11 protein-coding genes and 1 other RNA gene are annotated in these 12438 nt (G+C 69.9%); 8 read left to right on the top strand and 4 right to left on the bottom strand.

Annotation, left to right across the window (positions count from 1 at the left end):
- Window positions 1–125: 125 nt before the first annotated feature.
- Entirely contained in the window at window positions 126–1292 is a 1167-nt protein-coding gene (locus tag ABEG17_RS19695) for a hypothetical protein (protein WP_406831193.1), read from the top strand.
- 47 nt (window positions 1293–1339) lie between these two features.
- On the opposite strand, the gene ABEG17_RS19700 is transcribed toward ABEG17_RS19695, so the two are convergent.
- Window positions 1340–1756 carry an arsenate reductase ArsC gene (locus ABEG17_RS19700; RefSeq protein WP_406831194.1) on the bottom strand — a complete coding sequence of 139 codons (417 nt, stop codon included), beginning with the start codon at window positions 1754–1756 and terminating at the stop codon, window positions 1340–1342.
- Entirely contained in the window at window positions 1749–2876 is a 1128-nt protein-coding gene (arsB, locus tag ABEG17_RS19705) for an ACR3 family arsenite efflux transporter (RefSeq protein WP_406831195.1), read from the bottom strand. Before arsB ends, ABEG17_RS19700 begins: the two co-directional genes overlap by 8 nt.
- A 153-nt stretch (window positions 2877–3029) precedes the next feature.
- Here arsB and ABEG17_RS19710 point away from each other — a divergent pair, with 153 nt between their 5' ends.
- The 3 genes from ABEG17_RS19710 (at window position 3030) to ABEG17_RS19720 (ending at window position 6116) form a co-directional block, all read left to right on the top strand.
- Complete coding sequence (locus tag ABEG17_RS19710) at window positions 3030–3383, top strand: ArsR/SmtB family transcription factor (protein ID WP_406831196.1); 354 nt, start codon at window positions 3030–3032, stop codon at window positions 3381–3383.
- Window positions 3384–3560: 177 nt separating this feature from the next.
- Entirely contained in the window at window positions 3561–4382 is an 822-nt protein-coding gene (locus ABEG17_RS19715) for a hypothetical protein (RefSeq protein ID WP_406831197.1), read from the top strand.
- A 186-nt stretch (window positions 4383–4568) separates the two neighbouring features.
- Window positions 4569–6116: an APC family permease gene (locus ABEG17_RS19720; RefSeq protein WP_406831198.1), complete on the top strand. Its 1548-nt coding sequence runs from the start codon at window positions 4569–4571 to the stop codon at window positions 6114–6116.
- A gap of 49 nt (window positions 6117–6165) precedes the next feature.
- Here the strand turns inward: ABEG17_RS19720 and ABEG17_RS19725 are convergent, their stop codons facing one another.
- Window positions 6166–7059 carry a DMT family transporter gene (locus ABEG17_RS19725; protein WP_406831199.1) on the bottom strand — a complete coding sequence of 298 codons (894 nt, stop codon included), beginning with the start codon at window positions 7057–7059 and terminating at the stop codon, window positions 6166–6168.
- 535 nt (window positions 7060–7594) lie between these two features.
- Between ABEG17_RS19725 and ABEG17_RS19730 the strand changes: the two genes are divergently transcribed.
- Window positions 7595–8623, top strand: a complete 1029-nt coding sequence (locus tag ABEG17_RS19730; RefSeq protein WP_406831200.1) for a PrsW family intramembrane metalloprotease — start codon at window positions 7595–7597, stop codon at window positions 8621–8623.
- Here the strand turns inward: ABEG17_RS19730 and rnpB are convergent.
- Window positions 8617–9014: RNase P RNA component class A (gene rnpB, locus ABEG17_RS19735), an RNA gene on the bottom strand. The two genes, ABEG17_RS19730 and rnpB, sit on opposite strands and share 7 nt — an antisense overlap.
- A 189-nt stretch (window positions 9015–9203) precedes the next feature.
- On the opposite strand from rnpB, the gene ABEG17_RS19740 reads away from it, so the two are divergent.
- The 3 genes from ABEG17_RS19740 to ABEG17_RS19750 all read left to right on the top strand — a co-directional run bounded on the left by ABEG17_RS19740 (window position 9204) and on the right by ABEG17_RS19750 (window position 12308).
- Window positions 9204–10238, top strand: a complete 1035-nt coding sequence (locus tag ABEG17_RS19740; protein WP_406831201.1) for a BTAD domain-containing putative transcriptional regulator — start codon at window positions 9204–9206, stop codon at window positions 10236–10238.
- A gap of 85 nt (window positions 10239–10323) precedes the next feature.
- Window positions 10324–11007, top strand: coding sequence for a response regulator (locus ABEG17_RS19745; protein WP_406831202.1), 684 nt, complete (start codon window positions 10324–10326; stop codon window positions 11005–11007).
- The gene (locus tag ABEG17_RS19750; RefSeq protein ID WP_406831203.1) at window positions 11007–12308 is read left to right on the top strand and encodes a sensor histidine kinase; all 1302 of its coding nucleotides are present in this window, start codon (window positions 11007–11009) and stop codon (window positions 12306–12308) included. Before ABEG17_RS19745 ends, ABEG17_RS19750 begins: the two co-directional genes overlap by 1 nt.
- The last annotated feature ends 130 nt before the right edge of the window (window positions 12309–12438 follow it).

A 12438-nucleotide genomic window follows, 5' to 3' on the forward strand; every position in this document is an offset into this window, starting at 1 on the left:
TTGACCAAGAGTCTGGACCCCGGTGCCGGCACGTCCTCACGATGGAGGGGTCGCGGAGCCCCCGAACCGCGAGTCGTGGTGACCCCCAGTCACCACGACCTCGATGAAGCAACGGAGATCCCCCGATGTCTGTTGGGACAAGCACCACCCGTCCGTCGTTCGCAGCGATCCTGACCGGCGCCCAGGACTCCCCCACCTCCGGGGTCGCTGCCAACGACGACGTCCACCTCGATGCCTTCTCAGGCACCGACGACGAGAAGCTCACCGCCGCCATCGACATCGCCCGGGTCTCCTCACCCCGCCGCGCGATCCGCCTCTCGGCCCGCGACCACCGCTTCACCCAGAGCCGCACCACCTTCTCCGGGATGCGCATCCTCGGGCCGGAACAGGGGCTGCGGGGAGCCGGGCCGGTCGGCACCACCGCCCCCCAGGCACCGGGCCGGTGCACCGTCACCCTCGACTGCGGCACCGGGGCTGCGTCGTGGCTCGTCGGGACCGCCACGACCTACAACGTCATGGTCGCCGGGATCACGTTCACGTCCACCAACGCAGCGACGCAGTTCTACCACCACCCCTCCTCCGCGGGGACCTGCTACGGCGCCACCCTCGACACGCTGTCGTTCCACGGCTTCAAGCACGTCCTCGGGACGCCCGTCGAGCCGTTCTCCATGACCCAGGTGACGACGAAGGGCTCCTGGCGCTGCATGGGCGCCCGCGACACGCAGTTCACCCTGCGCGGCTGCGACAACACGCTCTGGGTCAGCGGGGACCTGCACCACGGCTCGGCCCGGACCGGCCGCGGCACCTTCCTCATGCGCTTCAGCCATCTGGCCAAGACCACCGTGCGCCACCTGTTCCTGACCACCCGTAGCGGAGCTCGCGCCATCCTGGTCGAGGGTCCCGCGCTGCGGCACGGCGGCCTGGACATCAGCGACTGCGTCGTCGAAGGTCGCCACCTGGACGACCCCGCCACGGGTGCCCTCATCGTCGTCCAGGGTGGCGGGGTCTCGTTCACCAACACGACGCTCAACTTCGGCACCCCCCGCCCGACCGACTTCTCCGACGGCACCGACACGGCGCTGATCATGGTCAAGGGTGGGACCGCGCAGATCACGAACACCTGGACCTGCCGCGCCACCGGCCCATCGGAGTCGGTGCCCGTCATCGCGGTCTCCGGCGGCGCCGCATACGTCTCCCGCGTGATGGGGACGGGCGAGGCCGGACAGGCCCGCGGTGCGCGCACCGGGGGCACGCTGGTCGCCGACGAGACGCTGATGGTCGCCTGCGCCTGACCTGACCACGCCTGACCGTCTCGGTGGTGTCCCCACCGCCGAAGCAGTCAGGACTGCGCGAGCGGGACGCCGAGCTCGTCGAGCAGGCCTTGGATGCGCCTTCTGATCTCGTCGCGGATGGGTCGTACGGCCTCGAGACCCTGGCCGGCCGGATCCTCGAGATCCCAGTCCTCGTAACGCTTCCCGGGGTAGATGGGACAGGTGTCGCCACAGCCCATCGTGACGACGACGTCGGACGCCTGCACCGCGTCGTCGGTCAGCACCTTGGGCTTCTCCGCATGGATGTCGATGCCCTCCTCGGCCATCGCCTCGACGGCGGACGGGTTCACCTGTCCGGCCGGCGCAGAGCCGGCGGAGCGGACCTCCACCGCTCCACCGGACAGGTGGTGGAGGTATGCGGCGGCCATCTGGGACCGGCCTGCGTTGTGGACGCAGACGAACAGGACGCTGGGCTTGTCACTCATGGGGGTGCAGAGCCTTCCGTGTGGTCGGTGTCGCGGGCGCGGCGAAACGGCGGCGCAGGGCCAGGCTGACGTAGACGAGGGCGACGAGTGCGGGGACCTCGATGAGCGGCCCGACGACCCCGGCGAGGGCCTGGCCGGAAGCGACTCCGAAGGTGGCGATGGCGACGGCGATGGCCAGCTCGAAGTTGTTGCCCGCAGCGGTGAACGCCAGGGTCGTGGTGCGCTCGTAGCCGAGTCCGAACGCCGCCCCGTATGCGAAGCCGCCGCCCCACATGACGGCGAAGTAGACCAGCAACGGCAAGGCGATCCGAACCACGTCGAGCGGGTTGGAGGTGATGGCGTCGCCCTGGAGGGCGAAGAGGATGACGATGGTGAAGAGCAGTCCGTACAACGCCCACGGACCCACCCGCGGAAGGAATTCCGCCTCGTACCACTCACGCCCGCGCTGACGCTCGCCCAGGCGTCGGGACAGGAACCCGAGCACCAGGGGCACGCCGAGGAAGATCAGCACCGAACGGGCGATGTCCCAGGTCGAGGCGTCGATCCCGGTCTGGGACAGGCCCAGCCAGCCGGGGAGGACCGAGAGGTAGAACCAGCCCAGGCCCGCGAAGGCGACGACCTGGAAGACCGAGTTGAGCGCGACCAGGACGGCTGCGGCCTCGCGGTCACCGCAGGCGAGGTCGTTCCAGATGATGACCATGGCGATGCAGCGGGCCAGCCCCACGATGATGAGGCCGGTGCGGTACGCGGGCAGGTCGCCCAGGAAGATCCACGCCAGGGCGAACATGAGCGCCGGTCCGACGACCCAGTTCAGGACCAGGGAGCCCACGAGGAGCCGCTTGTCGCCGGTGACCGAGTCCAGACGGTCGTAGCGCACCTTGGCCAGGACCGGGTACATCATCACGAGCAGCCCGAGCGCGATGGGCAGGGACACCCCGTCGACCTCGACGGCGGACAAGGCGCTCCCGAGGCCAGGCACGAGGCGGCCCAGCAGCAACCCGGCGACCATGGCCAACCCGATCCACACGGGCAGGTAGCGGTCGAGGGTGGAGAGCCTGCCGCTGACGCCGGCGGGTTCCGAACCCGTGGCGGAGCTGGCGGACGGTGCTGGCGCAGGCACGGAGAGGGACCCTTCTCGGTGGGGTACCGGGCACGCTGGGTGCGGCGCGGCCATTGCATCGAGCTGTCTCGATGAATCGGAGCGTGGCAGGTCCCATCGACGTGTGTCAACATAGGCGAACGTCGATTCAAGGAACGTTCACCGAGGAGGGTCATGGCCAAGCAGAGCGTGGTGCTGGAGCAGCTCCCTCCTTCCGCTGGGGCCACCACCTGTGGCGTGCGCGTCGCTGCCATGCCCCGCGCGGACGCCGAGCGCTCTGCGCTGCTGCTCAAGGCAGTTGCCGACCCGGTGCGGTTGCAGCTGTTGTCGATCATCGCCAACGCGCCGCGCCAGGAGGCGTGCGTGTGCGACATGACCGAGGTCGTCGGGGTGTCCCAGCCGACGGTCTCCCACCACCTCAAGGTGTTGGTCGAGGCGGGCGTCCTGACCCGCGAACGACGCGGCACGTGGGCCTGGTTCACCCTCGTCCCCGGTCGCCTGGAGGACATCACCCGGATCTTCGGCTAAATCCGGAGTCGCCTCCACGGAGGCAGACGCCGACCTGCGCTCAGGGTGCTCTCAGAGATCCCGGGTCAGGGTGGGGGCCGAGCTCGACGTCCGGTTCCCGTTCTCCCGAAAGGCCCACCGCGTGGCTTCCCCCGTGACCAGTCCCGGCGAGCGTCCCCGCTCGAGCAGGAAGGACGCGTGACCTCGCCCGGCGCCCGGATGCGCGGTTCGGGTCGGTACGCCGCGACCCAGTACGCCGCGACGAAGGCCCCCGAGGTCGGCGCGACCTTCTGGCTCATCAAGGTCCTCACGACGGGGATGGGTGAGTCGGCCTCCGACTACCTGGCCAAGACCAATCTCGTGCTGGCCGGCCTGCTCGGCACGGTGGGGATCGTCGTCAGCCTGTGGCTGCAGCTGCGTCGCCGTACCCACCATGCGGGGACCTACTGGACCGCCGTCGCGATGGTCGCCGTGTTCGGCACCATGGCCGCTGACGGGCTGCACGTCGGCCTCGGCGTGCCGTATGCCGTGTCCACGCCGTTCTTCCTCGCCTCCGTCGTGGTGCTGTTCCTCGTGTGGCACCGCGTCGAGGGGACCCTGTCCATCCACACCATCACCACCCGCCGGCGGGAGATCTTCTACTGGCTCACCGTGCTCGCGACGTTCGCCCTCGGCACGGCGGCAGGTGACCTGACCGCATACACGATGCACCTGGGGTACCTCGCCTCGGCCGTGGTGTTCGCGGTGATGATCGCCGTGCCGTTGGTGGCATGGCGCCTGGGGTTCAACGCCATCGCTGCCTTCTGGACCGCCTACGTCCTCACCCGCCCGCTCGGCGCCTCGGTGGCCGACTGGCTGGGCAAGCCCCCTGCCCTCGGCAACGGCCTGGGACTCGGCGACGGTCCCGTCACCATCGCGGCCGCGCTCCTCATCGCCGGGCTGGTCGCTCTCTCGACCCGCCAGCCGTCGCCGGCCGGGGTCAGGGCGGTCGAACCTTCTCCCGTGCTCGAGACCGAGTAGCCGCTCCCTGCCGGCCCACGCGGTCGAGGAGCAGGTCGGCGTCCAGATCCACAGAAGACTTTCAGCCATTCCACAGCCAGCATGCCTAGCCTGAGGTGGTCCACGACCTCCCCGAGCCGCAGTCCACGGCGCGGGCGAGTGCGCGAACCTGCACCGTAGCGACCAGCAGCTTCGGAGGTACGCCTCATGACGACCACTGCCCCGGTACCGCACCGCGACCAGGTCCATGACAAAGGGCTCAAACGCGGCGCCCTCGGCCTCGTGTCCAGCGTCGTCGTGGGAATGGCCTCGACCGCCCCCGCCTACTCCCTGGCGGCCAGCCTCGGCCTGGTGGTGGCCGCAGGCGCAGGACTCAAGGCACCAGCGATCATGCTGCTGGCCTTCGTCCCCATGTACTTCATCGCCGTCGCCTACCGCGAGCTCAACGAGGCCGAACCGGACTGCGGCACGACGTTCACGTGGGCGACGCGCGCATTCGGCCCGCTGACGGGGTGGATGGGCGGCTGGGGGATCATCATCGCCGACATCATCGTCATGGCGAACCTGGCCCAGATCGCGGGCTCCTACAGCTTCCAGCTGCTGGACGAGTTCGGCCTGCACAACTCGCTCTCGACCAGCACCTTCTGGTCCACCGTCGCAGGGCTGGCGTGGATCGCCATCATGACGTACATCTGCTACCGCGGGATCGAGCTGTCGACGCGCATCCAGTACGCCCTGCTGGGGGCCGAGATCCTCACCCTGTTCCTCTTCGCCGTCATCGCCCTGGTCCGCGTCTACTCGAGCAGCCCTCCGCCAGGTTCGGCACATCCCTCCTTGTCATGGCTGTGGCCCGGAGGCCTGTCCCTGACCAACGTCATCGCCCCGGCCGTTCTCATCGCCGTGTTCATCTACTGGGGCTGGGACACGGCCGTCGCGACCAACGAGGAGGCGGACGTCCCGGGACGAACCCCGGGAAAGGCAGCCGTCATGTCGACGGTCCTGCTCCTCGTGACCTACCTGCTCGTCTCCACCGCCGCCGTGGCCTTCGCGGGCACCGGCACCAAGGGGATCGGCTTGGGCAACGCCGACAACGCCAGCGACGTCTTCAACGCGATCGGGCCCTCGTTGTACGGCTCCAGCGTGTTGGGTCACGTCGGCATGGCCCTGCTGTCCCTGTCCATCCTCTCGTCGGCCGCCGCCTCCACCCAGACCACCATCCTGCCGACCGCGAGGACCGCGCTCTCTATGGCCGCCTACCGCGCGATCCCCCGCAGGTTCGAACGGATGCATCCCCGGTTCCTCACCCCGACATGGGCAACCGTCGGCATGGGCCTGGTCTCCGCTGCCTTCTACCTGCTCATGACGTGGATCAGTCCCAACATCCTGCTGGCCTTGATCGGCGCCATCGGGCTGCAGATCGCCTTCTACTACGGGCTCACCGGGGTCGCCTGCGCCTGGTTCTACCGGCGCACCCTGACCTCGTCCTGGCGCCACCTCGCGATGCGCGGGCTCCTGCCACTCACAGGTGGGCTCTTCCTGTTCTTCATGTTCGTCTACGCCACGATCACCTATGCCAAGCCCGACAACCTCACGGACGCCGCCGGGGCGAACGTCACCATCTTCGGCATCGGCGCGGTTGCCGTCGTGGGCATCGGGTCGCTCCTGTTCGGGCTGTTGCTGCTGGCGGTGCAGTGGCGTGTCGCACCAGCCTTCTTCCGGGGGCACACCCTTCCCCGCAGCAGCCATCCCCGATGACGGCTGTCCTGGCGGCGGCACTGCTCCTGCGCCGACGCGACGCCTGAGCTCACCCCGGCACCGCTCCCGGGGTGCTGTTGACGGCGTTGAGCCGGCTCAACGCGCTCGCCGCGATCACCAGCGCGACCAGCAGCACGACCTGCCCCGCCACCGCCAGCACCCCGGTCCGAAGCTGCTCGTCGTACACGACGACGCCGAGAGCCACGCTCAGCAGCGGGTCGACGGTGGCGATGACCGACAGGCTGCTGTGCAACGGCCCTGAGCGGAAGGCGAGCTGGGCCAGGAGCAGGCCGGACACCCCGCACGCCACGAGCACCGGCAGCTGCCAGCTCGTGAGCATCGCCAGCACGCCGGCGTTGCCCAGCACCTCGGTGGTCGCCTTGATCAGCACCGCGGTGCACGCATACATCGTCCCGACCGCGACCCCGAGCAGCGGCGCGCGGTGGGCGGGAGCCCGTCGGGCAGCCACCACGCAGACCACCGCCAGCACGCCTGCCAAGGCTGCACAGACGGCTGCAGGTCCGCGATCCGCTGCGTGGTGGACCTGGTGCGGGGAGGACGCACCCGACACGAACAGGAAGCCCACGAGACTGGCGACCAGCAGCCCGCCCCAGGCCCACTCACGCCTTGTCATTCGCGTGCCCTTGCTCAGGTGGTCGACGACCAGCGAGGTGAGCAACGCGGTCACCAGGAGGGGTTGGACGACCGAGACCGCACCGATGTGCAGTGCGTAGGCCTGCATCGTGAACCCGATGGCATCGGCCACCAGGGCTGCGATCCACCACGGGTGGCTCAAGGTCGAGGCGAGGAAGCGGCCGAGCCCTGCCGCTCCCTGACCGCTCGTGGGCGGGAGCGTGGTCGCACTGCGGTGCTTCAGGGCGGTCGAGACGGCGAAGAAGATCGTGGAGAGGAGGCTGGTGGCCACCACGAGGGGATAGTTCACGCGGCCTCGACCGAAGAGGGCGCCAGGGCCGTCCGGTTCGTGCTGATGATCGTCTCCGTCCTCTTTACCCGTGACAGGCCCGAGCGTGGATCAGTGGTTCGTCCACGCCCTCCCATTGGAAGCCGTGTGCGGGAACCATTCAACCGACATCGAGTCTTCGCCGCGCGTTCTGCGCCTGCGCGCCGCGGGCACGCAGCACCAGCCACGCCCGTCATGGCGGGGCTCGGCGGCAGCCACCTGTGGCCGGTGTCGGGCCATGTCACTCGCAGCCTCGACCACTGCGGCCCTGTAGATGCCGCTGTTCCAGCGCTCGACGTGGTCTGAGGTCCTTCGTCCCTGTGCTGCCACGGCTGCGTGCGGCAGCGTCGGGTTCGTGACGCTGCTGGTTCCGTGGCCACACCCAGGCAGGCCGTCGAGGGGAGCTGACGAAAGGCCATGACGAACATGCAGCGCCTGACCTGGAAACGCCTGGCGTCCAACGTCGGAGTCGTGCTCGGGTTCGCCCTCACCTCGCGGGCCAGCAGAGGTCGCTGACGTGGCCACCTCTCAGCCGCCCCGGACCGCGGCGGGCCACGGCGCGCCGCCGACCGAGGCCGAACCCTTAAGTCGTCTCGGAGTCGTCTCACCGTCCGCCACGAGGGCCAGGCTGCTGCGGATCCTGCGTCGCACGACCTGGTTCTGGGTCCTGGTGGTGGGGGCGGCCGCATACCTCCTCGAGCTCTCCGAGCTCAGGACCACGAGCAACCCCAACCTGTTCCCCTCGCTCCTTCTTCTCGGGTCCGCCGTGGTCCCGCTCTCGGTCATGCTCTTCGCTGCCCAGGGTGGTGAAGCCCTGATCGTGCCCGGCGGGTGGCTCCTCGCGCTCGCCAGCGTGGGCGGCGTCGTGGGAACCCTGGCCGCCGCCAGCCTCGAGTACGCCGTGGGCCCAGCGCTGCCGGGCGCGGGGATCCTGTCAAACAGGCCCGTCGTGAGCATGATCGAGGAGACCTCCAAGCTCATCGTGCCCGGGGTGGTCCTGCTGGCGCTCGCTCGCCGCCACCCCCATGTCGGCGTCGTCGTCGGCGTCGCGAGCGGCATGGGGTTCGCCGCCCTGGAGACCATGGGCTACGGGTTCACCGCCCTCCTGCGCGACGGCAGCCTGTCCTCGGTCGACGGGACCCTGCAGCTGAGGGCGTTGCTCTCCCCCACCGGTCACGTCGCCTGGACGGGGGTCACCGTCGCAGCGCTCTGGCGCATCCCCACCGCTCGGCACCGTAGGCGGGCGGTGGCCCTGTCCCTGCTCGCGTTCACCGCCGCCGTGGCGCTGCACACCGCCTGGAACTCCGATGACAGCATCACCGCCCACGTCCTCGTCGGCGCGGCCAGCACCCTGGGACTCCTTGCCACCATCCATGGAGTGCACCGTGTGGTGGCCCGAGAGGCGCGCGGCACCCCCAGCCACCTGCGGCCCGACGATGAGGAGCGCCCCAAGGATGCCGAGGAGCCCCCGGTGGTCCTGCGGTCGGTTGCCGACCGAGGACGAGCCGACGGGACAGGGCCGCAGGCTGGGCCCGGGAGTGGATGAGTCGGCCGATACGCCGGGTTCTGTCCCGCGGCCTGGTTGCCCGGGCCGCGGTGACGGTCATCCATCTACGACAGCCGTTGCCGACTGCCTCCAGCGCTCTACCCGTGTGCTCGGGCGGGCCGCCCTCGAACGCACACTGTCTGAGCTTGCTCCAGGTGGGGTTTACCGAGCCGGACCAGTCACCTGGCCCGCTGGTGGTCTCTTACACCACCGTTTCACCCTTACCGCGGTGCCTGCGCAACCGGAGCTGCGTGGTCCACCGTGGCGGTCTGTTCTCTGTGGCACTGTCCCGCGGGTCACCCCGGGTGGCTGTTGGCCACCACCTTGCCCTGTGGAGCCCGGACGTTCCTCGGCGGTGGTTGCCCACCGACGCGACCGCCTGGCCGACTCATCCGTCGCCAAGGATAGAGCAGGTATGGCGCGTGGCCGGCCACGCGCCATACCTGCGGTGACTAGTCCCGGCGGACCATGACGGCTGGCCCTTGCGGACCACAGCGATTTGGGGGTGGTCACGTGATCGAAATGCAGCAGGCGCGAGCGGCGCCGGTGCGCCACCCTCGATCCAGTGAGGGAGGGGTCCATGACCACGACAGTGAGCAGCACCAGCACCAGCGTCCGCACGACGCCGCGGACAGGCACCACGCAGGACCGGCTGGAGGTGGCGTTCCTCGGCGGCTTCCACCTGCGGGTCGGCGCGGTAAGCGTGGGTCCACGACAGCTGGGAGGGACCAAGCCCCGGCTCATCCTCGAGGCCCTGCTCGCCCACGGCGGCGCCCCGGTCTCCAAGGACAAGCTCGTCGCCATGCTGTGGCAGGGCGAGGGCGCACGGGGGTCGAAAGCCAACCTGGAGACGTACACCTGCGTCCTGCGCAAGCACCTGCAGGCGGCCGCCCCCGGCGCGGGCGACGTCATCGGCTCGGTCGCCGGGAGCTACACCATCGACATGTCGCGGGTCGACCTCGACCTCGACCGCTACGCCCGGCTGGTGCGCCTCGCCAGCGACGCGCGCACCCCGGCCGCCCAGGCACTGCCCCTGTTCGTGGAGGCGGCCTCGCTCGGTGACGCCGTCGTGCTGCCGGAGGAGGGTGACCTCGAGTGGCTGGTGGACCTGCGACGCCTCCACGCCGGCCGGCTGCGCTCCCAGCTCGTGCAAGGCGCCACCAAGGTCATGGACCTCGCGCCGGCCCTGTCCCGGCACTGGGCACTGCTGGCCCTGCGTCACGACGCCCTCGACGAGGCTGCCTGGATCGCCTACCTGTCCAGCATCGAGAGGCTCGGGTTCCACGCCGAGGGGCTGCGCGCCTACAACGACTGCCGTCGGGTGTTCGCCCGTGAGCTCGGATGTGCACCTGGGCGCGTGCTGCAGGAGATCTACGTGCGGCTGCTGCGTGGCGCCAACGAAGCCGACCACGAGCTGAGCCATCTGCTCGACGCCGTCGTCAGCCTGCACTCGGTGGCAGGCGCGAGCCAGACGGCGGGTCCCGACGACCCCAACCGAGGGCGTGCTGCCAGTCCCTCCCTGCCCTTCGAGGAAGCGCGGGGGGCGTTGTCGAGCCTGCTGAACCGCGTCGGAGCCCCGTCGAATGGTGGAGCCGCGTCCGCCCGCACGGCCTGACAATCGAGTTGGTCGGTCCTCTTCGGCAGATCGTCGCAGGCGCCGGCCACGGTCCTGTCGTCGAGGCCGAGGAGGGTCGCTCGCGGTGACTGCCGCCAGCCCGGGCACGCGCATCCTCGTCGTGGACGACCACGTCACCTTCGCCGAGCTCCTCGCCAACGCGCTGGACCGTGAGCCCGACCTCACGAGCGTGGGACACGCGACCACTGCTGCGGCGGGGGTCTCCATGTTCCGCGAGCTGAGGCCCGAGCTCGTCCTGATGGACCTCGAGCTGCCGGACGCGACGGGTCTGGAGGCCACCAGCCAGATCATGCACATGGACCCCTTCGCCAGGGTCATCATCCTCACGGCGCATGCCAAGCCCGAGTTCGCCGGCGATGCCCTGATCGCCGGCGCGTGCGGGTTCCTGTCCAAGGACGGCACCCTCGCGGACATGCTCGACGCCATCCGGACCGCGTCGCCCGGCCACATCGCGGTAGACCCTCGCCTCATGATGAATCTCATCGCCGAGGCCGGGGCGCCGCCTCCCGTCACGGTGCGGCTCAGCGAACGTCAGACCGACGTGCTCACCCTGCTCGCCCGTGGCGAAGACGTGAAGCACATCGCAAGACAGCTCAACATCTCGAGCAGCACGTGCCGCAGCTACGTGCAGTCGATCCTCACGAAGCTCAATGCGCACAGCCAGCTCGAGGCGGTCGTCATCGCCGCCCAGCTAGGCCTGGTGACGATCGACCGACCCGCGATGCAACGACGCGTCGACCCCCGCTGATGAGGCTGGCCCGACCGAGACCGTCGGAGACCGCCGAGGTCCGGCGAGCGGTCGCCCGGTACCTCATCTACGGCGCCGTCGCCCTCGTCCTGGTGTCGGCGCCCACCTTCTACGCCCTCGGCCGCATCGCCGAGCAGCACGCCCTGGACAGCGCCGCCCTGGACGGCGCCAGCATCGCACGGCGACTCCTGGCGCCCGGGGTCACCGATGGGCTGCTTGCCGGCGATCCAGAGGCCATCTCCGACATGGACCGCCGACTGGTTCCGCGGATGAGCGACGGCTCCCTCGCCCGCGTCAAGATCTGGTCGATCGACGGCGTCGTCCTCTACTCCGACGAGCACCGGCTCATCGGACGCAACTTCGCCTCGGACCTCGAGTTCGACAAGCTCAGGCCGGGAGGTCCGGCCGTCTCCTCGATCTCCGACCTCGCCGAGGGCGAGAACCTGTTCGAGACGGCGCCCAACGGCCTGGTCGAGGTCTACACCCTGCTGCCCTCGGCCGCAGGTCAGGACGTGGTCTACGAGCTGTACCTCCCCCTGGTCCTCGTGGAGCGGGAACGCAGCGAGCTGGTCGCCCAGATGGCGCCGGTGGGGATGCTGGCTCTGGGCACGCTCGCGCTGTCCCAGCTGCCCCTTGCCGTGGGCCTGGCGCGCAGGGTCAGCAGCATCCGACGCTCGCGCACCCGCCTGCTCGCCCAGACCGTCAGGGCCGTCGAGCTCGAGCGCCGCCGACTCGCCCAGGACCTGCACGACGACGTCATCCAGGACCTGTCCGGCGTCGCGGTCGCCCTGGAGTCCGTCGGCAGGGACGGTGGACGCCTGGACGGGACGGTGGACCGTGGCGCCGAGATCCTGCGCCGGGACGTGCAGCGACTGCGGGACATCGTGGCAGACCTGTTCCCCGTCACCGCGTACGAAGGAGGACTCGACGCCGCCATCCGTGACCTCACCACCGGCCTGGGCCGCCGGGGGGTAGCGGTCGGACTCGAGCTCGATCCCGACCACGGCCTGGACCCGGTGAGCGCGGGCCTGATCTATCGCGTGGCACGCGAGGCCGTGGTGAACGTCGCCAAGCACGCCCACGCCACGACCCTGAGCGTGCACCTGTCGATCACCTCGGATGCCGTCCACCTCGAGGTGTCCGATGACGGTCGCGGCCCCGACCCCGTTCCCCCGCAACGGGTTGCGGGCCATGTCGGCCTCGACATCGTCCGCGAGACCATCGAGGAGGCCGGCGGCTCGGTGGTGGTGGAGGCCAACAGCCCCAACGGAACTACGGTCCGCGCCTATCTGCCCCGGTAACACCCGGCGCGTTCCGCTCAGCGCCATCGGGTCGCACGGAGCCCTGGCGAGCCGTCCGTCCAACACAAAGATTTTTCGAAGGTCGTGGCTGCACCGTTGGCCTGTCATTCCCTCAGGAGGCAGGTGTGTC

The sequence above is a fragment of the Pedococcus sp. KACC 23699 genome, assembly GCF_045348425.1.
Lineage (GTDB): Bacteria > Actinomycetota > Actinomycetes > Actinomycetales > Dermatophilaceae > Pedococcus.

Bases quoted from the DNA above. Each gene is read 5' to 3' on its own strand.
- ABEG17_RS19695 (WP_406831193.1), top strand. From the start codon at position 126: ATGTCTGTTGGGACAAGCACCACCCGTCCGTCGTTCGCAGCGATCCTG.
- ABEG17_RS19700 (WP_406831194.1), bottom strand. From the start codon at position 1,756: ATGAGTGACAAGCCCAGCGTCCTGTTCGTCTGCGTCCACAACGCAGGC.
- ABEG17_RS19710 (WP_406831196.1), top strand. From the start codon at position 3,030: ATGGCCAAGCAGAGCGTGGTGCTGGAGCAGCTCCCTCCTTCCGCTGGG.
- ABEG17_RS19720 (WP_406831198.1), top strand. From the start codon at position 4,569: ATGACGACCACTGCCCCGGTACCGCACCGCGACCAGGTCCATGACAAA.
- ABEG17_RS19740 (WP_406831201.1), top strand. From the start codon at position 9,204: ATGACCACGACAGTGAGCAGCACCAGCACCAGCGTCCGCACGACGCCG.
- ABEG17_RS19750 (WP_406831203.1), top strand. From the start codon at position 11,007: ATGAGGCTGGCCCGACCGAGACCGTCGGAGACCGCCGAGGTCCGGCGA.